Below are 22,863 nucleotides of genomic sequence, written 5' to 3' on the forward strand. Positions count from 1 at the left end.
GTGCTGTTCAAGCTTCCCTTGCGCCAGACCGCGGGGATGGTCGCGAGCCTGCTGAAGCTGGCGGGGCTGGACTGGCCGGTGCCGGACTTTTCCACCCTGTGCCGCCGGCAGAAGACCCTGGCCGTGCAGGTCCCGTATCGCCGTGCCGCTGAACCTGCTGGTGGATAGCACAGGCATCAAGTTCCTCGGCGATGGCGAATGGCAGGCGCGCAAGCACGGCGTTCAGGGTCGACGCCAATGGCGCAAGGTGCATCTGGCGATGGACCCGGCCACGTCCGACATCCGGGCCGTGGAATTCACGCCCAGCCGCGACGGCGACAGCCCCGTGCTCCCGGACCTGCTCGGGCAGATCCCGGCCGACGAACAGATCGGCACGGTGACCGCGGACGGCGCCTATGACACGCGCCGCTGCCACAGCGCCATCATCGCACGTGACGCGGTTCCGATCATCCCGATCCGCAGGAACGGGCGGCTATGGAAGGAGGATTGCCCGGTCGCAAAGGTCCGCAACGAAACCCTGCGCGCCACCCGACACTACGGCCGGGCGTTCTGGAAACGCTGGACAGGCTACCATGCCCGCAGCCGGATCGAGGCGAGGATGCGTTGCCTGAAAGCCTTCGGCGAGCGCATCATGGCACGAGACCCCGACCGCCAGACCGCCGAGATCCACATCCGCATCGCCCTCATGAACCGCTTCAACGCCCTCGGCACCGCCGAGATCGTCCGCGTGGCATGACGTCAGTAGGGAAAGGGGCAGTCACGCCTCAAGCGCGAGTTGCGCAACAACGCCCGTTTCGGGTGTAGGTGTGGGTCCTCCGCTCGGCTACGCCGGGGGCCATGGGCAACACCGGCTGTTCTCGATCCAGAGCCTGGATCTGGGATTTTTCGTCTACACACAAAACGATAGCCCGGTTCGGCGATCACATGTAGAGGCCGACCACGTCCTGCACCTTGTCCACGAACAGCGGGTCGGTGGACAGCTTGAAGGTTTCCGCGCGGTGCGGCTGCAGCGTAAGCGGCGTTCCAGATGCGGCGGATCGTAGTGTGTGACAAACCGATTTCTTCGGCCATCGTCCGGATCGACCAATGAGTTGCATCCCTTGGCGTCGTTTCCAGCGTTCGCTTGATCACATCGGCTACTTGTTCATCCGAAATCGTTCGAGGGCGGCCCGCACGATACTCGTCCGAGAGGCCTTCGATACGGTGCTCGGCAAATCGTCGCCGCCACTTACCGATCGTATGCTCGGAATGGTCAAGCTCAGTGGCGATCTCCTTGCTGGTCAGGCCGTCAGCGCATCTCGACACAATCCGGCATCTTTCGGAGAGCGACCGTCCCGCCTTGTGCTTCCGCAGTTGCGCTTCCAGAAAACCCCGCTCCTCATCGCTCAGTGAAATCGCGACCGATGACCGACCACGCATGACACCCCCCCAAAACTTGCCTCACGTCAATGATGGCAAATTTGGTTCCAGATGACCAGGATGCGCGTCCAAGGTTTCGTGCCGGGTGACGCGGTCGATTTCGCGAATTAATGGGTGTTTCGGATAGAGTCGATGGTGTTAGATGGCCAGACCGTACTCCTGCACCTGGTACGTTTGAAGCATGGCAATCGCTTCAACAAGAAGGTTTCAAATGGAACACTGAAATGATCCTCAAGATAGCAAGATTTTTTTCGCTCCTGACATTCGGTATATGCTCGTCGCTGCCGACTGTTCAGGCTGAGGAACTGCATATACTGACCTCCTATGAGGCTGACTTTGTATCCCCGTTTCTTGCGGAATTTTCGAACCGGCATCCGGAAATTTCCGTGTTCCACCTAAATAAGAACACCAATGCCGCCGTTGATGAATTGCTGAGAGGGAACGCGCGGCAGTTTGACATGTTCTGGGCGTCATCATCAGAAGCATTTGAACTTCTGGATGAATATTCGCGACTGGTGGATATCGGGTTTGGGTCACATGCTGATTTTGCTTTTTCTGCTGTCGGCTGGGCTTGGAAGAATGGCATGGATTTGCCACCTCCCCAAGACTGGAACGACCTTCTTGATCCAGCATATTCTGGTCGGATCACCATGTCTCATCCGATGCGTTCGGGCACAACCCACAGCCTGATAGAAACGATTCTGCAGGATCGTGGCTGGGAAGCCGGCTGGGCCTACTTATTGCAACTGGCCGGGCAACTAAAAAGCATATCAGCTAGGTCTTTTGGTGTGTTGGAGGGGTTGGGAAATCGACACGACATTGGCTTGACGATCGATTTTCTAGCTCTGCAACGCGCTGATCAGAACGTTTTGTTCAGATATGGCCGTCCAATCATCATCAGTCCCGCACGTATCGCGGCGTTGCAGGGCGGAAAAAGCCCTGACGCTGCCAGATCGTTTATCGACTTTCTTTTGTCGGTTGATGGGCAACGACTTCTTCTACGCCCGAATATTCGACGCATACCCATCCACAACGAAGTTCGTGCAGAACTTGCCGAAAGTCTGATTCCGGAAATGCGCGCGGCCCTGACCTTCAGCTGGTCGCGCTATGACCCTGAACTGGCTCGAAAACGCTACTGGCAAGTGAACGAAATATACAATATTTTTATTGCCCGCGATTTTTTACGCCGACGTGACCTATGGCGCAGATTGAATGATCTGGACCCTGGGGCAGTACAGGATAGATCCATGATCGCGCAGATTCTGACCCATTTACCCGTCTCCGAAGCAAGCCTGCGGCTGGCTGTCCCGGGCCGCAACACTCTTTTGTCCTGGCAGGCGGAGTCGAAACGCCTGCTGGATGCAGCAGAGGCGCGTTTGCACAACGCTGAATTAAGACGATGAGGCGCTCCATTTCTATCTGGACACGGCTGTTGTTGGGGATAGGTGCGATAATGATTATCGCAGCAGTCATCCTTGGGGCTGGGATGGTGCTGGTACTGCGCGCGGAACGCGATTTCGCCAGCTTGGCAGAAGATCGGATACCACGCGTTGCGGTTGCAGGCGAACTGGCGGAGTTTACCGGCGAGTTGGCCGCGCTGTCGACCGCGATCATGGCAGAGGGGCAGAAACCTGATGGGCAGTTGCAGCCCTTCGTTCATCGTATAGAGAGTACTGCCGCCGGATTGGCCAGCCTTCTGCGCAGTCCAGTGCTGAATGACACCCCAGAGGCTGATACCATGGCCACTGCAGAAGCGGAGTTGCGCGACAGCTTGTCGAGGGTCATCCTGGCATCGATTGAAAGCGCGCATCTGTCATCTGTCTTGCAAGAGGCTGATGAACAGTTGCGTTGGAATCAGGTTGATGTGCAGGATCAGGCCAGCGCGTTGTTGGACGACATGTCATTCAATATGGATGCCAGCTTGCGCATTTTGATGACTGCTACTGAAGATGTGCGATTGGGTACGGTCGAACGCGAACTTGGTATCGAACGGCGCCAGCGCGACAGGCTCCAACGCCTTGCGACAGAGGCCGCGACTCTGGCAGCACTTCTCTTACAGGCCCGTGCTTCCAGCAGTATTGTTGCCCTCGAACAGGTTGAAACATTGGGGCAGGACACGCTTGATATGATCGCTCTTGCGCGGAGCGATTTGCCCGATCGCATTGAAATAATGTTCCTGCTTCAATCGCTTGACGAACTGGTAGAGCTTGCCCAAGGCCCGAACGGAATCTTTGTGTTGATGCGTGAACAAATAATGCTGCGCGAACAGATACTTGACGCGCTTGCACTTGCGCAAGACAGCCTTGGAACATTGCAAACGCAATTGACGCAGTTTGGCCAGACGGAACGACTGGCAGCCCAGACGCGCGCAGATGACGCAGCACAGGGCATGTTGCGCGGTGCTATGGGGCTGGGCGTGCTTATATTTGCCGGTGCGGTTTCTGGTGCTGCTATCCTTTTTTTCTTCGTACGGCGCCGCATTGTCCAGCGCGTCCGGGAGTTGACGGATGATCTGATGCACATTGCATCGGTCGAATTGTCGTCGCTTCCGAACGCAGGGCAGGGTGCAGATGAATTTGTCCGGATGTCACACGCAGTTGACGTCTTTCGCATGGCTGTTCAAGATTTGAAAACCACGCATCTCGAGCTGTCGAATGAGGTGCGAGAGAGACGCTTGGCGGTCAAGCAACTTGAGCAGACACAGCGAGAGCTCGTCCAGGCGGGCAAGATGGCCGCCCTTGGGCAGATGTCTGCCGCGATCAGCCATGAGATAAACCAGCCTCTTGCTGCCATGCAGCATCGGTTGCATGCCCTGCGGCAGGCCCATGCCGAAACTGGACCTGCACTGGATCGGATCGAGGCGTTGATGCGTCGTATCACGCGCACGATAAATCATTTGCGGCGCATTGCGCGCCGGGCAGAGTATCGCCGCGAAATTGTCTGCATTCGCGACCCGCTGAACGCGGTTCTGGAACTACTTGCACACAGGCTGAAAGAAACTGGCGCCAGCATGCATATCACCGAGAACGTCAAGGAAATGGCTGTCGAGGGAGACGAGATACTCATTGAGCAAGTCTTGTTGAATATCCTGTCCAATGCGATTGATTCTATTGAGGAAGCAGACGGAACGGACGGACATATTGTCGTGGCGCGTGATGGTAAAACGAGTGCGGCCCTGTCGATCATGGATAATGGGGTTGGCCTTCGTGGGCTAAGTGGCGCTACATTGATAGACCCATTTTTTACCACAAAGGAAGTTGGCAAAGGCCTTGGCCTGGGATTATCCATCGTGTTCAACGTGATGCAGGACATGGGGGGGGATATTAGTATCGTATCAGGCGAGGAGGGCGGGGCAAAAGTACTTTTGCGCTTTCGTGATGGTGGGGGAGAGTGTGGCAATGGCACGCAAAATGGCAGTGATGTTGATCGAGGATGATCAGGACCTACGCGAGGCAACATGTGAAACGCTTGAGGCCGCCGCATTTTCAGTGCACACCTTTGGAAATGCCAAGGCGGCGCTGGAAAACCTGGACTCAATCTCTCCTGATGTAATCTTGTCCGACATGCGTCTTCCAGGGATGTCAGGGTTAGATTTCTTGGACGTCATCCGTCAACAGGCGCCCGATATTCCCTTCGTTCTGATTACAGGGCATGGTGATGTGAGCAGTGCCCTTCGCGCTATGCGGGCCGGGGCGCATGACTTTCTTGAAAAGCCCTGCCAGCCGGAACTGGTCATTGATATCCTGCGTCGCGCAGTCGCTATGCGCCGACTTTCTCAAGAAAACGAGGCGCTGCGCAATCGTCTTGCAACCACTATTGCGCCTGAAGACCGGCTGCTTGGCAAGGCCCCTGTCATGGTAGAACTGCGCCGACGGGTCGCTGCTTTGGGTGGCCTGCAAGTTGATTTGCTGATCGCCGGAGAAACGGGGACGGGCAAGGAACTGGTCGCACGCGTGCTGCATGCCATTTCGGCGCGGCGCAATGGGCCTTTCGTGGCTGTGAATTGCGGTGCGCTGAATCAAGCAGAAATTGACCGCGAACTTTTTGGGGATACATCTGTTCCGGGCCGTTTGGTGCGCGCCGAAGGTGGTACGCTGTACCTCGATGAACTTGAAGCCATGCCAGAGGCCTTGCAGGTGCGTCTGCTTCGCGTTGTGGATGCCCGCGAGATATCACCACTTGGAATGCCGCCACGACAGCTTGATCTGCGTATACTTGGTAGCGTCAAAGGTGATCCGACACAGCTTGTTGCCCAAGGAAAACTGCGTGCGGATCTGTTTCACCGTTTCAATGCAGGCGCACTGCGTTTGCCGCCGTTGCGAGAGCGCCCCGGTGATGCTGAAATGCTGCTGGAGCACTTCGTCGCAGAGGCTACAGAACGTCATGACCTGCCGGTTCCCAACATTTCCACGGCGTTGCTGCGGCAAGCGGCTTGGTATGCATGGCCCGGAAATGTCCGAGAGGTTCGAACTGTGGCGGAGCGTCTGGTAATTGGACTGGATGTTTCACTGGATGAGGGCTTGCAAGAACGCGCAGTTGTGTCCGAAGGCTTCGATGCAGCCATGGAAGGTTTCGAATCACGGCTGCTTCAGGCGGCGCTGTTGCAGGCGGGCGGGCGAAAAAATGACGCGGCATCGCTGTTGGGGATTCCCAGAAAGCGCCTTTATTTGCGCATGCGTCATCATGGTTTGGAGTGAGCGGGTCACAATTGACCCATTTCACGGGTCAGAAATGACCCAAAAATATTAATAAAAACAAATATTTGCAAGTTAATTTGGCGATACGCATACTGTGTGTGCATTGCGAGGAGGCAGTGCGCACCCTGACTTTTAGGCCAAGGGAGGGCCCCGTGAAAAAACTTATGCTTACAACCGCGCTTGCGCTGGTTTCCAGTGCTGCCGCGCAGGCGGACACTGTTGTTGTCGTGACATCTTTCCCCCAAGATCTGACCAATCCGTTCAAGGTCGCGTTCGAGGAAGCGCACCCGGAACACACGCTTGAAGTGGTGAGCCGCAATACCAACGCATCTGTGGCTTATCTTCAGGAAACGCGCGGTTCCAACACGACGGATCTATTCTGGGCTTCGGCGCCAGATGCGTTCGAAGTGCTGAAATCTGAAGGGTTGCTGGCCAATGTAGATATCAGTGTTGATGGCATTCCGGATGACGTGGGCGGGTATCCGATCAACGACCCAGACGGATATTACTATGGTTTTGCGGCCTCCGGATACGGAATTATGTATAATACCCGTTACGTTGCTGCAAATAATCTGCCGGTCGCACGGGAATGGGATGACCTGATTCGCGCCGAGTATAACGGGCATGTTGCAATGTCATCGCCCTCGCGTTCCGGCACGACGCACCTGACCGTAGAAACCTTGCTGCAAGGCGATGGCTGGGAAGAAGGCTGGGCGAAATGGAAATGGATCGCGGGCAACATGAACACTGTGACCGAGCGCAGCTTCGGTGTTCCTGATGCCGTCAATTCCGGTTCTACCGGCTTTGGGATTGTGATCGATTTCTTTGGGCTTGCGTCCAACGCATCGGGCTTTCCTGTTGAACTGGTTTATCCCAGTCTTACGGCGATTGTTCCGGCGAATATCGGCATCGTGGAAAACGCACCCAACGCGCAAGGAGCCAAGGATTTTGTGGAATTCGTGTTGTCACCAGAGGGCCAGCGCGTACTGCTGAATCCTGCGATCATGCGCTTGCCTGTGAATCCAGAGGTTTATGCCGAAGTGCCAGAGGGGTTCCCGAACCCGTTCTCAGAAGATTTTGCACCAGGAGCGATTGCATTCGATGTTGATACTTCGGGCGCACGCTACAATCTTGTAAACTCGCTGTTTGATGTCATGATCACCTATCGGCTGAACGATCTGCGCGCCGCTGTTGCGGCTATTCAGGCGGCTGAAGCCGTGCATGCAGACAGCGAAAATGCAGAGGCGCTTGCGCTTATTGCAGAGGCGCGCGAACTGGTCGAAGCCCTGCCAATCACTGAAGAGGAATCCCTCGACCCTGCCTTTGCCGGGGTATTCCAGATCTCACGCGTAAGTGCGGACATCGCAGTCGTCGGTCGACAAGCCGAGGTTGAGCAGGCCTGGGACGGTTTTACAGTTGCCAACTATGCAAAAGCCAAGGAATTGGCTGATCGCGCCGTGGCCATGCGCTGAATCTTCTGCCTGCCCTGCAATCAGGGCGGGCATCACTAGTCTCAGGGAAAAAACCATGTCTGACATGCCACAACCGGCCAGTGGTGCCGGACGTTTCACGCTGTTCCCCCGTCTGTCCGGTGTCGCAATTACTGGTATCCTGATTGCGATTTTTCTTATGGCATTCTTGGTTCTGCCGGTTGTACAGGTGATCTATGTCGCGTTTCTGGACGCGCGAACCGGGGCAATGACCCTGCAGAACTTCAGGGATTTTTTCAACACATCGCTGTTTCGCGAAAGTTTTGTGAATTCCTTTTATGTTTCCGCGATGTCGGTGGTTTTCGCAACTATCATAGCGCTGCCGCTGGCCTATATCACGACACGCTTCAACTTTGCAGGCACTGCAATCATCCAGTCGCTGGGCTTTATCCCGCTGATCATGCCCCCCTTCGTCGGTGCTGTCGCGATGAGCTTGCTTTTTGGTCGCAACGGGTCGGTAAACTTGCTGCTTGATCAGTATTTCGGCTTCAAAGTTCCGTTTATGGAAGGCTTGAATGGCGTCATATTCGTGCAGTCGATCCACTATTTCCCATTCATCCTGATTAATCTGTCCGCGTCGTTGCGAAATATCGACCGCTCGATGGAAGAAGCCGCGCAGAATCTTGGGTCATCGGGTATGCGGATGTTCCGGCGCATAGTTTTTCCACTGGCCATGCCGGGCTATCTGGCTGGTGCGGCGCTGGTGTTCATCAAGGTCTTTGATGATTTGGGCACGCCGCTGTTGTTGAATGTCAACACGATGTTGGCGCCACAGGCCTATCTGCGCATCACTGGAGTCGGCATCAATGACCCGATGGGCTACGTGATATCATTCATTCTGGTCGCTTTCTCAATATTCGCACTTTGGGCTTCCTTCCTGTTCATGCGGGGCAAGGATTATGCAACGGTACAAAAAGGGGGTGGCGGGCTGTCAAAGCGTGACCTCGCCCCGCGCGAAAAGCTGATAGCATGGGCGGTGATCCTGTTCATTCTGGCGCTCGTTTTGGCCCCACATTTCGGTCTGATGTTGCTGGCTTTTGGCACGATATGGTCGTTCTCACCGCTTCCTGACGCGTTTACGTTGCAGCATTTCGGAACAGTCTTCACGCAGTCTTCACAATATATCTGGAACACGGTTCTCTATGCAGGTTCAGCGGCAATTATCGATGTCATCCTTGGGGTCGCGATTGCCTACATAGTGCTGCGTACCGGATTGATCGGGCGAAAGTGGCTTGACTATATGGCCACAGCAGCATTGGCGGTGCCCGGTGTGGTTCTTGGTATTGGGTATTTGCGCATGTTTCATGGGGTCCAGCTGCCCTTTGGGCTGGGTCAGATGTCCAGTTTCTGGGGGCTGATCATCGTGGCGCTGGCCGTACGCCGCCTCCCTTATGCGCTGCGGGCTTGCATGGCCGCCCTGCAGCAGGTCGCGCTGTCGCTGGAGGAGGCTGCTGAAAGCCTTGGTGCAAACAAGTCCAGCACAGTACGGCGCATTGTCGTACCGTTGATGACTGGAGGAATTCTGGCCGGTTTTGTGACCAGCTTTGCCACTGCCGCCGTCGAATTGTCTGCAACGATTATGCTTGTGGGCAGGGCGTCTGACGCGCCGTTGGCCTACGGGATTTACCTGTACATGCAATCACCGGCAGGCCGTGGAGCAGGCGCGGCACTTGGCATTCTGGCCGTCGTTATTGTGGCACTTGGTACCTACCTGTCGCAACGTATCATCGAAAAAGACCGCAACCGCCGGGCCGCTGCCCCAGGCGCAGAACAATAGGGAACAACGCCATGAAAAAAGCTGGCATCCGCATTGAAGACCTTCACTTGTCCTTCGGTGACACAACCGTTCTGGCCGGGATTGACATGGAAATCTATCCCGGTGAATTCTTTGCCTTCCTTGGACCTTCGGGTTCGGGAAAGTCTACACTCTTGCGTGCCATCGCTGGATTTGGACCCCGACCCAAGGGCCGTATCCTGATCGATGGGAAGGATATCGCAGACCTGCCGCCATGGAAGCGCAATGTTGGTATGGTGTTTCAATCCTATGCGCTGTGGCCGCATATGACAGTGCGCCAGAATGTGGCTTTTGGGTTGGAAGAACGCCGGATGCCGCGCGCGCAAATAGGCCCCAAGGTTGAAGCTGCTCTGGATTTGGTAGGTTTGTTGCACTTGGCGGAGCGCATGCCCTCACAACTGTCTGGTGGTCAACAGCAGCGCGTTGCACTGGCTAGGACGGTGGCGATTGAACCGCAGGTTCTGCTACTGGATGAGCCGTTGTCGAACCTTGATGCGGCCCTGCGCGTTCAAATGCGCCGTGAACTTCTTTCACTTCAGCGCAAATTGGGACTGACGACGATTTTCGTGACGCATGACCAAGAAGAGGCAAATACCACATCTGACCGTATGGCCGTATTGGATGGTGGCGTCATTCAGCAGATTGGCACTCCACAGGAACTTTACGATACGCCGGTCAACGGATTTGTCGCGGGGTTCCTGGGAACTGCGAATATTCTCGCGGGGCATATGAATGAAGGATGTTTTGTAACCAAAGGCGGAAACCGGCTGGCAGTTGATAACTATAGGGGCACTGCAAGCCGCATCGTGCTGCGCCCACAAAGTGTTTCGCTTGCTGATGAGGAGCGTGGTTCGATCGCTGGAAAAGTCACCCACCGGGAATTTCTGGGCAGTCAGATCCGCTACTTGGTGGGAACGGAAGATGGTGAAATCATCGTTGATACATTGCACCATGCGGGCCAATCAGGACATGCTGTCGGTGCCGACGTCATGTTGATGATCGACAGCCGAAGTGCATCGTTGCTGGACTGAGCATGGCAGAATTTTGGTTCATTAGACATTTTCGGACTCCGTGGAATGCCGAGGGCCGATTGCAGGGGCGGCGTGACATCGCGCTTGACGACCCGTTGTGCAGTAATGATCACACCGCCCTTGTTAATAACCTTTCTGCACTTGAAGGAATGGTTTTTGCAGAAATCTGGACTTCGCCCCTGCAACGAACGCGGCAAACTGCAGCGCTGCACGGCTATCCGACGACTGTCGCAAAGGACGCGTTGCTGGAACTCGATTTCGGCCCTTGGGAAGGGCGTACATGGACCGAGCTTCACGCAGCCCATCCGGGCTTGTGGAGTGCCGCGCCTGATGATTTGCCGCTGGGCGAGAGCTTCGTTGATTTCGAACGACGCGTGACGGCCACATTGCACAATGTCTGGAACAGGTCTGGCGCTCCAGTCCTTGTCTTTGGTCACGGAGCTTGGGCAAATTGCGCACAGGCCGTTGCGGCTGGTACGTCTGCTGCAAGAATGAATGAATGGAAAACGCCAAATGGCGCGCTTATTCGCATACGTGCGAAAATACCCAGAAAGGTCCACGGATGACGGCAATTATATTTGACCTTGATGGCACACTGATCGACAGCGTGCCTGATATCCATAAAGCAGCATCCGAGATGCTTACGCAGGCAGGGCAGGCGCCGTTAAGTGTTGCCAAAATTCGCAGTTTTATCGGCAATGGAGTGCCCGCGCTGATCACGAAAATAATGTGTGAGATCGACGAAAACCCCCAGGATAGCGCGCGTCACTCCATTCTGGAACAGTGCTTCATGCGTCATTACACAGCTGCTCCCGCAGTCCTCAGCACGCCATTCGATAATGTACGAGCGGCATTGGAGGCTTTGTCTGCGGACGGATTCAAGCTTGCAGTATGCACAAACAAACCGGAGGGTATTGCTAGGCAAATACTCCAGGACCTAAATTTAGCGCCATATTTTGCTGTTGTAGTCGGGGGGGATAGCTTGCCTGTGCGCAAGCCTGATCCAGCCCCATTGTACGCAGCAATTGAGCGAGTCGGCACCAGTGCCGCGATTTATGTTGGCGATAGCGAGGTTGACAGTGAAACTGCGCTGAATGCAGACGTACCGTTCATACTGTTTTCCAAAGGGTATCGCCGTGGTTTGGTAAGCGAAATCCAGCATCATGCTACATTTTCGGACTTTGCCGAACTGCCAGATTTGGTTCGGACGATATGCGGCCATGTATCTGGCAACTGGATTGACAGCACCGCCCTCCACAGATTCTGAGTCACCATCCGCCAAGGCTAGAAGACGATATGCGGGGCGTAGAGTGGCTTACTCAGCTCGTACGGCCTGATCAGAGTATTGCAAATGTGTTGTACACGTCGTAATTCCTTGATGCTCCAAGATAATTGGTGTCGGCCGGATGTAATAGCTGCTACTCTACGCCAGATTCAAAGGACAACTGCGACCTCAAGGAAATCAACTCGGAAGGTGCCATCCCACTTGGTGATGAGTTGAGCAAACTCGTGGCGTTTCAGTCAGAGTTTCGAAATATATCAGTGTTATTGACATCGATACTCTTCATTCCCGCTGAATCCGCGGCGGCAAGACCTTCCGGACTGTCTTCGAACACTAGGCAGTGTTGCGGGTCGATTCCGAGTTGTCTTGCGGCCAGCAGAAAGATTGCCGGATGCGGTTTCGGTTGGCTGACATCTTCTCTGGTCACAACGACATCGAAACACTCACTCAGGCGTGTAGCGTGTAGAAACGCAGTGACGATCGGGAGTTCACTATTGGTGGCCAGAGCCTTCGGCATGCTATTGGACCTGTCGCGCGCCAGTGCAACAACCGGCGGATTGGGCCGGGCGCAATGTGCCAGGGCGACGGTCGCGCCAATGCTCTCGCGACAGAAGCGCGCGACGTCTAGGACGGCACCGGTTTCGAGGGCAACCTTCTTGACGAGGTCCAACCGGCTCAACCCGGATTGTCGAAGGTACCAGTCCTTCTCAATCGTCACCCCCTGATTGTCCAGAGCTGTCGAAATCGCGGTGAAGTGAATATCTGCGGTTAACAGCAACGTGCCGTCGCAATCGAAGATCAACGCTCTTGGCAGATCGTTCATATGTGTTCTGTTCCTTGTCAGAGTGAAAGCGCTGCCGCGGGCATTGCCAAGTTGATCACCGCATCTGATTTGGTTAGGGGTGAGGCATGAAGATGTTGACGTCAATGCCACGCTTGAAAGGCTTTCGCTACCCTCGTGAGAACATCGCGTATGCGGTCTGGGCTAGTCATCGGTTTGCGCGCAGCACTGCGGAAGTTGAGGATCTTCTGGTCCAGCGCGGCGTGACAGTGAGTCGCGAAACGGGCCGGCTCTGGATCAACCGCTTCGGCGCGCATATCGCGGCCTACATCCGACCTGACTGGCCCCGTCCGAACGACAACTGGCATCTGGACGAGATCGTAATCCCGATCAACGGCCTGAAGCATTGGCTCTGGCGCGCAGTGGATGCCAACGGTGACACGATCGACATCCTCGTGCAGACCCGCCGAAACGCCAAAGCCGCCAAGCGCCTTCTGGCAAGGTTAATCGCGCAATCCGCCCAACCGCGCATTGCTATGTCGGACAAACTGCGCAGCTACACCAAGCCGCTTGCACTCCAGGCGCCCGATGCTGATCACAGAGCCTACATGGGGTTGCATAATCCTATCGAAGGCAGTCACAGGCCGACATGAAGGTGCGAAAAGATCGTGGGGCGCTTTTCGCCCCCAAGGTAGCCCCAGCGGTTCTCTCGCCGCCCATGACCCTATTAACACAATACTCCGTCCCCGTCGTAATTGTCTCTGCGCCAAGTCAGATAGCCATGCCTGCGCAGATGCCTTTCGTCTGTGGAAGGACCAAGCCGCCGAGAGGCGCGCATGAAAACTATCTCCGCAAGCCAGGCTCGGTCTCCCGAAAACAACTTGGCAATGCCGATAACACGCCACAACAAGAGGCTTGTCCTTCCGCCTGCTTGCAGGACATATGAGATATGCGCCTTGCCATGCCCAAATCACTGCCCGGATCAAGAACCCGCACCCGATTCAGTGCGGCACCTTATCCGTGCGGGATGCGGGCCCGCGCTGTGCTACTGGGACTGTGTCTGTTGGCCAGTGCCGGTGCAGCGCAGGCCGACTTCATTGTCTGCAATGACAGTTTTGACGTGCTCAATCTGGCGCTGGCGCGCGATCCGGGGACTGGCTTTGTCAGCGAAGGCTGGTGGAGCGTGGCGCCGGGGCGCTGCGCTGCGCTGCTGCGCGGTGATATCGACAGCCGCTATCTGTATCTGCACGCTATCGATGTGTTCAGCCAGCCTGTGCTGGAAGGCCAGGTCACGTTCTGCGTCGGCGAGCAGGGCTTTCGCATTCCTGGCGCGCAGGATTGCTGGCAGCGCGGCCATATAGCAGCGCGGTTTGCCGAGATCGACACCGGCCAGTCACGGCAATGGATCACCTTCCTGAACGCTGAGGGCCAGATTGACAGCACACCAGAGTAAGCAGATCAGCGTAAAACTACCCGCCGGACACCCTGCCGCGTGCATCTGAATGAACGCGACTCCTCTCGCTTTACTCCCCGGAAAGGGCGCGCAGCCGTTCCAGCCCTGCTGCGAACCCCATCAGTGAGATCGGCACGCCCAAGGCATCACCCTGACGACTGACCAGCACTACTGCGCCCTCGCGGGCCTGCCGCATTGCCGTGATCATTGCCGGGTCCATCGGGGCCACGACCAGACAGCCTTCAGGCAGGCAGGTCTCGAAACCCAGATGTGCGATCTGCTCATCCCCGATCTGCACCCGCACCCCCTCTGCCAGGCGCAGCCCGAACGGGGTAATCAGCACGCTTATCGGCTGGTCCTCATCATTGATACGAACAGAGAAGGTCAGTACCCGTTGACCCGATTCCTGATGGTCGATCTGCTGAAACATCTCGCAGACGCGTGCCCCGGCGTTGGCGGGGGCATCCGCCGCGATAGTGACGCAGTTCACGATCCAGTCACGGAAATCCTCTCTCAGGCTGTCGGGCGCGGATTCTGCGATTTCTGTCTGCGCTGATACTGGAACTGCCATCAGCCCGGCTGTGGCCAGCAGCGCCAGCCCTGTGCTTGCGGCCACCATGATGCACTGCAGGTTGCGCTTCGTTGTCATCATCTCATCCCTTACTTGTTTGTCAGAGCGGGACGCTGAAATCCGGTTCCCGCTTTTGTGCAACCTGCTTCGGAGCCGGACCGGGACTGGCCCTGGAGCAGACCCCGTCTGCCGGGAATGGAGCGCGCGGGATTATTGCATCGCATCTCTGCGCATCCCCTTTGGAAAGTGACGATTTTCTCTTGGAAAGATCGTCAGCGAATGCCATTGTATATGCCATATCGCACAGGCGAGGGACAGTCCCGATTTGGCGGGGCTGTTCCTGATTTACAGCCAGATGCGCGACCGATGCATTTGGCACGGAACAGACCGGAAAGGTGGCAGAGCATGTCATGGTACAGCAAACTGGCCTGGAAAGAAGGCCTGCTCCTGCAACCACATCACTTGCAGCAGCATGACCGGTATGTCGAGAAGCTGATTGAAGCGCGTAGCCATCATATGACCCCCTATCCTTGGGGGGTAGCCGCGCTGGAGATAGATACCGACCTGAGCGAACAGAACCTGATCGGGCTGCGCCGCGCCGCGGGCATCATGCCCGATGGGTTGCCCTTTGACTGCCCCGGCACTTCGCCGTTGCCAACTCCGGTAAGCGTGCCCGAAGGGGCGGAAGGCAAATATGTCTGGCTGACCCTGCCGTTGGCCGAATCCAACAGCCGCGAGATCGGCATGGATGACGAAGGCAGCCGCGCCACCCGCTACATGCTTGCCCGCGAGCGCGTTGCCGACAGTGCAGCTGCGATGCGGCTGGAACAGGATCTGGATATTGCCCATCCGCGTCTGGCTCTGGAAGTGCGTGCAACGCCCAAGCCGGGATTTGGCTGTCTGGCGCTGGCGCGCATTATCGAAGTGCGTGATAAGACAATTTTGCTGGATCAGTCCTTTGCGCCCCCGGTCCTGCTGATAGGCGCGCATCCGGTTGTTGCAGGCTGGCTTGACCGGGTGGTGGGCTGGGTCGAGACCCGGCTGGCGGCGCTGTCGCGCTATGCTGCCGATCCTGGCACTGGTGGCGGGCTGCAGGCGCAGGATTACTCGATGTTGCTGTTGCTAAACCGTGAAATCGGCCTGTTGCGGCATCTGCGCGCCTCGCGCTATGTCCATCCTGAACGGCTTTATGTCACGCTGCTGCAACTGGTGGGTGAATTGTGGACATTCGATCCGGTGCGGTTATGCCCAGAATACCCGCCTTATGATCATGACGCGCTGGAAGATACGTTCGCGCCGCTGCTACGTGACATCCAGCGCCTGCTGAGCCGCGATATCAGTCGGGCCATTCGGTTGGACCTGCAGCAGCCCGTGCCAAATTCCTATATCGCCATGGTCAAGGACCGCAACCTGTTCCGCGATGCAGCTTTCGTGGTCGAGGTTGCGGCGGACAAGCCGCTGGGCCAGATCCAGAATCAGTTTCCCGCGCTGTGCAAGATCGGCCCCAATACCCGCATGAGCCAGATCGTGGACAGCAACCTGCCGGGGCTGGAACTGATCCACATGCCCACCCCGCCGCGCCAGATCCGTGCGGTCACCAGCCATGTCTATTTCACCATCGACAAACGCTCGGATCTGTGGCGCGAATTCTCGACCGCTTCAGCGATCGGTCTGCATTTCGCGGGTGATTGGCCTGAACTGGATCTGGAAATCTGGGCCATCATGGAGAATGGATCATGAGCAGCGGTGGCGGCAGCGGCGGTTCTGGCGGGCCGGGGGGCAAGAAACCCCATGCGCCGCCTCAGCGCACGATCATCGCGCCCCTACCGGGCCGGGGGCCTGCGCCCGGTGGTCCGGGGCAGGCGCCGGTTCCGGGGGGCGCGGACAGCCCGTTCAGCGCATCCGGTCAGGGCAGTGCTTGGGGGACAGGACAGCCTGCGCAACCGCCCGGCCCGCAATCGCACCCGCATCAGCCGCCCGCAGGTCAGGGCGGCGCCCGTCCCTTGCCGCCCATGGGCAGCCCCCCGGCGGCGCCCCCTGGCCACGGCAGTGGCGGCTACCACCCCGGCGCCGCCCCTGCATCCGGTCCCACCGACATGTGGGGCAATCCGCAGCAACCCGGCCCCGCCAGCCCGGGACTTGGGCAGGGCGCGGGCCAGCATGCCTGGATGGGCAGCACCGGGGGGAACCAGTTCTTTCCCGAACTGGCCCGTCCGGGCGCGCCCCTGCGACCTGTGGAAACCCCGCGCATTTCGCTGGATGACGCCCTGCGTGGGGCTGCGACCGGCCATTCATCGGGCAATAACCCGTTGACCGCTGCTGCGGCCAGCCTGCTGATCCTGTTCGGGCGGCTGCGCAGCCAGGTGGTCGAGATGCAGGCCGTGCCGCTAATGACCCATGTCGCCCACGAACTGGACAGCTATGAACGCCGCGCCATCGCGGGCGGTGCCGACCCGCAGGACGCGCTGGTCGCCAAGTATGTGCTTTCCGGTACCGCGGATGATATTGTTCAGAACCTGCCCGGCACTGACCGCGAGATATGGGTGCAATATTCGATGGAGGCGCGCTTTTTCAACCGGCGCACCTCGGGGGTGGGCATATTCGAGGAAATCGACAAGGCGCTGGCCGACGCCCATCGCCGCTATCCACTGCTGGAGTTGATGCTGACCTGCCTTTATCTGGGCTTTGAAGGCAAGTTCCGCGGTGCACCCGGCGGGGATGTTGATCTGCAGCAGAAACGCCGCCAGATCTATGAAACGCTGCGCCATGTGCGGGCCCGCGAAGATGACGACATCTCGCCGCGCTGGCAGGGGATTGCCGCAGTCCCGCTTTATCTGCGCAGGCAGGTGCCGGTCTGGGTTGTGGCCGCGCTGGTGCTGGCGCTGCTCAGCGGGGCCTATATGGGCATGCGCATGTATCTGGCCGATGTATCCAACCGGCTCAGCAGTGACATGCGCAACCTGCATCCGCGTGACACGCTGGCGCTGATGCGTGTCACGGCCATCCCTGATCTGCCGGTGGAAGAAGACCCTGAACCCTATGAACCGCCGGAATTTGACACGCCGGGCCAGCTGGAGCGCATCCGCGAGGCGCTGGCCGAGGAAATTGCCGCAGGCCAGCTCAGCGCCGATACGCGCGGCAATTTCATTGCCGTCACGGCCAATAACATCGTGCTCTTTGCGTCCGGCAGCGCCGATGCCCGCGAGGAATTCCGCCCTATCGCCACCAGCATCGCGGAGATGCTGGACGCCGAATCCGGCGATGTGCAGATCGTGGGCCATACTGACAGCGTCCCGCTGAGCGGGCGGGGGCGGTTTGGCAACAATCAGGAACTTTCGGTGGCGCGCGCGCAATCTGTGGCGGCTATGATTGTACCGCTTCTGTCCGACCCTGAGCGCGTCGAGGTTGTGGGCCGGGGCGAGGATGACCCCATCGCAGACAATGCCACCGCCGAAGGACGCGCGGAAAACCGCCGCGTCGAGGTGCTGATCCGGCGCGAAGACGCTTGACAGGGAAGGACTGGAATGAAGCGTATCCTGCGCATATTGCTGATTGTTCTGGCGCTTGCGGCTTTCGCGGCCGCAGTCTGGTTTGCCGGGCCGCTGCTGGGTTTTGCCGAACGCTACCCGCTAAGCACGGTATGGGCGCGGCTGCTGACCATTGGGCTGGTCTGGGGTGCGGTGGGGCTTTACTACGGTATCAGGTTCTGGCGTGCTCGCCGCGCCGAAAAGGCACTGGAAGAGGCCATCATCCCCGCAGGGCCGGTTGGCGACGGCGAAGTGCTGGGCGAAAAAATGCAGGAAGCGTTGGCCGTCCTGCGCCGCTCTGCGGGGTCGTCGTCATATCTGTATGAACTGCCCTGGTATGTCATTATAGGCCCGCCCGGCGCGGGCAAGACCACGGCGCTTCTGAATTCAGGCGTGCATTTCCCGCTGGCCGACAAGACCGGCGGTGCCATGCCCGGCGCAGGTGGCACGCGCTATTGCGACTGGTGGTTTGCCGAGGAGGCGGTGCTGATCGACACGGCCGGGCGCTACACCACCCAGGACAGCGACGAAGAAGCCGACCGTGAAAGCTGGGTCGCCTTTCTGGACCTGCTTAAGCGTCAGCGGCCGCGCCAGCCAGTTAATGGCGTGATCGTGGCCCTGAGTCTTGAAGACCTGCTGACCGGCACGCCCGAAACCCTGGAAGCCCATGCCCGCGCCATCCGCGACCGGCTGATGGAACTCTATGAAGTGTTCCGCATCGAGGTGCCGGTCTATTTCCTGTTCACCAAGGCCGATCTGATCGCGGGTTTTGACGAATTTTTTGGCTCTTTCAGCGCGTCGCGACGGCAAAAGGTCTGGGGCACCACCTTCCGGCCCGCCAAGCGCAATGACCCGGTGCTGCCGCTGGTCAGCGCGGAATTCGATGCACTGGTGGCCCGGCTTTCGGCCGAAGTGACCGACCGCATGCAGGAAGAACCCAATGGCGTGCTGCGCATTGCCATTTTCGGCTTTCCGGCCCAGGTGGCGATGCTGAAAGACAAGCTGGAGCAGGTGCTGGAGGGGGTGTTCGGGACCACGCGTTACAAGGTCAATGCCACACTGCGCGGTTTCTATTTCACCTCCGGCACGCAGGAAGGTACCCCGATCGACCAGATCCTCGGTGCTATGGAACGCAGCTTCGGCGGGGCTGTCGGGGCAGGGGCATCGGGTAAGGGCAAAAGCTATTTCCTGCATGATCTGCTGCGCAAAGTGATCTTTCAGGAAGCCGGCTGGGTAAGCCAGGACAGGCGCGCGGTCCGGCGCGAGGGTGTGCTGCGCTATGGCACGATGGCGCTGATACTGGGCGGGGCGATCTGGCTGGCCGCAATATGGGGCAACAGCTTTTACCAGAATTACCGCCTGATCGGCATGGCCCAGGCTGAGATCAGCCGCTACGAGGCGCTGGCCCGCCCCGAACTGGACCGCAACGAGATTGATTCAACTGATCTGAGCGAGATTGCGCCCCTGCTGCAGGCCTTGCGCGAACTGCCGCTGGGATATGTCGACCCTGAAGCGGATACTGTGGGCATTCTGGAACGTTTCGGACTGAGTCAGCGCGCCGCGCTGGCCGCATCGGCGCGCGCCGCTTATCGCGACGGGCTGGAACGGATGCTGCGGCCGCGGCTGATCCTGCAACTTGAGGAACGCATCGCGCAGGATATCTCGCAGAACAATCTGCTGTCGCTTTATGAAGCGTTGAAACTCTACAAGCTTCTGGGCCATGCCGCGCCGCGCCCCGATGATGGTTTCGTTGTGGCCTGGATCACCTCTGACTGGGCCGAGGATCCGGCTCTGCGCGGGTCCGGCCCATTCCGGGCATTGCGCGACGAACTGGAGGCGCATCTGTGGGCGATGCTTGATCTGTCGGCCACGCAAAGCCGTGCGCGGGTGGAACTCAATGGTGCGCTGGTTGCGCGCGCCGAGCAAATCCTGTCTCTGATGAATCTGGAAGATCAGGCCTGGCTGCTGGTCATGGGCGCGGGTGGGCCACAAGACCTGGAGCCGTTCAATCTGGGCCTGCGCGCGGGCCCAGATGCCGATCTGGTCTTTGAAACCCTAGACGGCCAGCGGCTGGATGAACTGATCGTGCCTGCCATCTATACCCATCCCGGGTTTCACCAGTATTTCCTGCCGCGTCTGGCCGAAGTGGCGACCAAGCTGGAATCTGAACAATGGGTGCTGGGTGCGCGCGCCGAAGCGGCCGATGTGTCGGGGGAGTTGCGCCGTCTGGGCGCGCCGATCATGAACCGCTATGCACTGGAATTCACCCGCGCCTGGAATGCCGTGCTCGACAATGTGCAGCTGCGCCCGCTATCGGCGGACAGCCCGCAATTCCTGGCACTGAATGCCGCGTCTGACCTGCGGCAATCCCCGATCCTGAAACTGACAGAGGAACTCAGCCGGACCACGCAACTGACCCGCGGTTTTGATGAAGAAGGCGGTTTCGGGGCAGGGCTGGGCCAGCTTGCTGAGGGTGTGGGCGGGGAACGTGCACAGGCCGCCGCCGGGGTGGTGGGCAGCGAATTGCTGCGCCGGGCGCAGGAACGCGCAACCGGGCTGGGCCAGATTGGTTTTGACGTACTGCGGTCTCAGCGCAGTGAATCGCGTGCAGGCGCGGGGGCGACTGCAGGAACCCGGCCCGAAGAAGCCCTGCCCGGCGCCAATGTCGAAGCTCAGTTCGGTCGCTGGCATGATCTGGTTGAGGATACGGGTGACACTCGCCCGATAGAGGTGCTGCTGCGCGATCTGCAGGAAATCTACCGTCTGCTGCTGACATCGACCGCCGGTGCCGGGCAGGTACCCCCGTCGCTCGGGCAGGATCTGGCTACGCAATCGGCCTTGCTGACGCGCCATGCCTCACGCATGCCGCCACAATTGTCGCGCATGATCCTGCAGGCCTCCGAGGAATTCGCAGGTGGCGCGGCAGATACCACGCTGGCCGCTCTCAATGACCGGCTCAACCGCGAGGTCACGCAGGTCTGTGAATCGCTGGTGCCTGACAGCTACCCGTTTTCGGGCCAGTCCAACCGCGACCTGCCGCCGTCGGAATTTGCCCGCCTGTTCGCGTCGGGGGGCGTGTTTGACCGCTTCTTCAACGAAGCGCTTGCGCCCCATGCCGATCTCAGCGGTGATGACTGGGTCTGGCGCAGCGACAGCCGTCTGGGCGCGCAGATGTCGCCTGCCACCCTGATGCAGTTCCAGCGCGCCGATGCCATCCGCGAGGCGTTCTTTCCAGGGGGGTCGGCAATTCCGGGGTTTGACGTGACCATCCGCCAGACCGCGCTGCACCCTGAAGCCGATATTGCGCTTCTGGAGGTGAATGGCCAGCAGATCGTGACCCAGCAGCAGGGCTCGCTGCCGCAGACGCTGTTCTGGCCTGCGGCGGGGGGCGGGTCGGCTGCAGTGCAGCTGGGTCCGGAACTGATCGGGCGTGAGTCGGTCCTGCGGGTGCAGAACGGACCATGGGCGCTGATGCGCCTGATCAATCAGGGCCGCCCGCGCGCGGCGGGATCATCGGTCAATATCCGGCTGGATGTGGGCGGGCGCTATGTCGCCTATACGGTCACATCCGCCACCACGCGCAACCCGTTCTTCCTGCGCGAACTATGGGATTTCCGCTGTCCGAGGGGGCTTTGAATGAACGAGGACAAGAAAGACCCCGGTGGGCGGACCGCAGCGGACGGAACACCTGACAGGGTAGTGGACGGGACGCCCATGGCCCGCAAGCCACAGGATGGCTCGACAGCACACACCCCCGATATGGTGTCTGATATGGCAGCTGTGACGCCCCCCCGGACCCTGCAGCCGCAGGATGCCCCGGCCCCTGAACCGGCGGCAGCGGATCTGGTGACCGACACGCCTGATCCCGATGACGGCACCCCCGCAGATCACGGACCGGCGGATCATGACGCGGATGCATCAGAAGATGATCAGGCGGATACGCCGCCACAGGATACGCAATCAGAAGACACAGCCCCCGGTAACGTCGGCCTCGATGATGACATGCAGGCCAGCGCCGCGCCGCCGGCCCCCCATCCCGCGCCGCGCCCGGCCTGCACGGCGGCCCTGTTTGGCAAATTGCCCGCGCGCGGCGATTTCATCGCGCGCAATATGCCCCGCCCCCTGCAGCGCCCGTTTGAGGACTGGCTGATCCCGCTGATACAGGAAACCCGCGCGGAACTGGGAATGAACTGGGATGCTACATGGCGCAGCGCTGGACCATGGCGCTTCTGGATCGGTCCGGATGTGCTGGGCGGAAGCTGGCAACGCGATCTACGCAAACCCGTTCATGATCAGGCGGGCACGGGCGGGGCCATGACCGGGGTGCTGCTGCCTTCGGCTGACCGGCACGGGCGTGATTTTCCGCTGGTGCTGCTTCTGGCTGATCGGCTGGCGCGGCTGATCCCGCCACCTGTCACTACCCCGCCCGACCGAGGCTGGTATGATCTGTGCGAAGCGTTTCTTTATGCGGCACGCGGGCGTGCCGATATCTCCGCGACGGAGGCGGAACTGGACCGCTTGCCCGGCCCGATTCTGCCCGAAGGGGCAGATACTATGGATGCGCTTCTGGCGCGGCAGGCGCTTTGGGCACAAAGCCATGAAACCACTGCGGACGGCACCAGCATGATCTGGCTGGATATAGCGCAGGCCGACCACCACCTGGCCGCAGGCAGCCGCAGCTACTGGTGGCAGGCCCCTTCCGGGCGGGCGGCAACACGGGCGCTGTCACTTGCGGGCTTGCCAGATGCCGGAACTTTTGCCTTCATGTTGTCACAGGGACAGCCGGATACGGTCGCCCCATCATCATGAGGCCTTCA

General features: G+C 59.0%; 15 protein-coding genes and 3 pseudogenes. 15 read left to right on the forward strand and 3 right to left on the reverse strand.

Translation table 11 applies throughout. The features are described from left to right. Positions 1–736: pseudogene (locus PUT78_RS12495) on the forward strand (IS5 family transposase); the annotation flags it as partial. A gap of 52 nt (positions 737–788) precedes the next feature. Here the strand turns inward: PUT78_RS12495 and PUT78_RS12500 are convergent. Beyond that, positions 789–1,419 (reverse strand): annotated as a pseudogene (locus PUT78_RS12500) (IS630 family transposase); the annotation flags it as partial. Positions 1,420–1,643: 224 nt separating this feature from the next. Between PUT78_RS12500 and PUT78_RS12505 the strand changes: the two are divergent. The 8 genes from PUT78_RS12505 (at position 1,644) to gph (ending at position 11,699) form a co-directional block, all read left to right on the forward strand. Beyond that, complete coding sequence (locus PUT78_RS12505) at positions 1,644–2,822, forward strand: ABC transporter substrate-binding protein (RefSeq protein WP_274352607.1); 1,179 nt, start codon at positions 1,644–1,646, stop codon at positions 2,820–2,822. 419 nt (positions 2,823–3,241) lie between these two features. Beyond that, complete coding sequence (locus tag PUT78_RS12510) at positions 3,242–4,855, forward strand: sensor histidine kinase (protein ID WP_274352608.1); 1,614 nt, start codon at positions 3,242–3,244, stop codon at positions 4,853–4,855. Next, positions 4,818–6,116 carry a sigma-54-dependent transcriptional regulator gene (locus tag PUT78_RS12515; RefSeq protein ID WP_274352609.1) on the forward strand — a complete coding sequence of 433 codons (1,299 nt, stop codon included), beginning with the start codon at positions 4,818–4,820 and terminating at the stop codon, positions 6,114–6,116. The genes PUT78_RS12510 and PUT78_RS12515 overlap by 38 nt, the downstream gene beginning before the upstream one ends. A gap of 152 nt (positions 6,117–6,268) precedes the next feature. Then, complete coding sequence (locus tag PUT78_RS12520) at positions 6,269–7,588, forward strand: ABC transporter substrate-binding protein (RefSeq protein WP_274352610.1); 1,320 nt, start codon at positions 6,269–6,271, stop codon at positions 7,586–7,588. A gap of 55 nt (positions 7,589–7,643) precedes the next feature. Further along, on the forward strand, positions 7,644–9,383 hold the full coding sequence (locus PUT78_RS12525; RefSeq protein ID WP_274352611.1) for an ABC transporter permease: 1,740 nt from the start codon (positions 7,644–7,646) through the stop codon (positions 9,381–9,383). Positions 9,384–9,394: 11 nt separating this feature from the next. Then, positions 9,395–10,432: an ABC transporter ATP-binding protein gene (locus PUT78_RS12530; protein ID WP_274352612.1), complete on the forward strand. Its 1,038-nt coding sequence runs from the start codon at positions 9,395–9,397 to the stop codon at positions 10,430–10,432. Positions 10,433–10,434: 2 nt separating this feature from the next. Next, complete coding sequence (locus tag PUT78_RS12535) at positions 10,435–10,998, forward strand: histidine phosphatase family protein (protein WP_274352613.1); 564 nt, start codon at positions 10,435–10,437, stop codon at positions 10,996–10,998. Then, a complete protein-coding gene (gph, locus tag PUT78_RS12540) occupies positions 10,932–11,699 on the forward strand; it encodes a phosphoglycolate phosphatase (protein WP_274352614.1) in 768 nt (255 codons plus the stop codon). Before PUT78_RS12535 ends, gph begins: the two co-directional genes overlap by 67 nt. A 250-nt stretch (positions 11,700–11,949) precedes the next feature. Here gph and PUT78_RS12545 read toward each other — a convergent pair whose 3' ends face one another. Next, complete coding sequence (locus PUT78_RS12545) at positions 11,950–12,537, reverse strand: HAD family hydrolase (protein ID WP_274352615.1); 588 nt, start codon at positions 12,535–12,537, stop codon at positions 11,950–11,952. An 86-nt stretch (positions 12,538–12,623) separates the two neighbouring features. On the opposite strand from PUT78_RS12545, the pseudogene PUT78_RS12550 reads away from it, so the two are divergent. Both PUT78_RS12550 and PUT78_RS12555 read left to right on the forward strand, forming a co-directional pair. Beyond that, positions 12,624–13,335, forward strand: a pseudogene (locus PUT78_RS12550) (IS6 family transposase). 202 nt (positions 13,336–13,537) lie between these two features. Continuing rightward, entirely contained in the window at positions 13,538–13,948 is a 411-nt protein-coding gene (locus PUT78_RS12555) for a DUF1036 domain-containing protein (protein WP_274352616.1), read from the forward strand. Between the two features lie 70 nt (positions 13,949–14,018). Here the strand turns inward: PUT78_RS12555 and PUT78_RS12560 are convergent, their stop codons facing one another. Then, positions 14,019–14,600, reverse strand: a complete 582-nt coding sequence (locus PUT78_RS12560) for an invasion associated locus B family protein (RefSeq protein WP_274352617.1) — start codon at positions 14,598–14,600, stop codon at positions 14,019–14,021. Between the two features lie 324 nt (positions 14,601–14,924). Between PUT78_RS12560 and tssK the strand changes: the two genes are divergently transcribed. From tssK to tagF, 4 genes are read left to right on the forward strand one after another with little or no spacing between them, the layout of a single operon-like run. Then, on the forward strand, positions 14,925–16,259 hold the full coding sequence (gene tssK, locus PUT78_RS12565; RefSeq protein ID WP_274352618.1) for a type VI secretion system baseplate subunit TssK: 1,335 nt from the start codon (positions 14,925–14,927) through the stop codon (positions 16,257–16,259). Continuing rightward, a complete protein-coding gene (gene tssL / locus PUT78_RS12570; protein WP_274352619.1) occupies positions 16,256–18,028 on the forward strand; it encodes a type VI secretion system protein TssL, long form in 1,773 nt (590 codons plus the stop codon). The genes tssK and tssL overlap by 4 nt, the downstream gene beginning before the upstream one ends. Before the next feature lie 15 nt (positions 18,029–18,043). Beyond that, on the forward strand, positions 18,044–21,682 hold the full coding sequence (gene tssM, locus PUT78_RS12575; protein ID WP_274352620.1) for a type VI secretion system membrane subunit TssM: 3,639 nt from the start codon (positions 18,044–18,046) through the stop codon (positions 21,680–21,682). Then, the gene (gene tagF, locus PUT78_RS12580; protein WP_274352621.1) at positions 21,683–22,855 is read left to right on the forward strand and encodes a type VI secretion system-associated protein TagF; all 1,173 of its coding nucleotides are present in this window, start codon (positions 21,683–21,685) and stop codon (positions 22,853–22,855) included. The last annotated feature ends 8 nt before the right edge of the window (positions 22,856–22,863 follow it).

This window comes from Roseinatronobacter alkalisoli (assembly GCF_028745735.1).
Lineage (GTDB): Bacteria > Pseudomonadota > Alphaproteobacteria > Rhodobacterales > Rhodobacteraceae > Roseinatronobacter > Roseinatronobacter alkalisoli.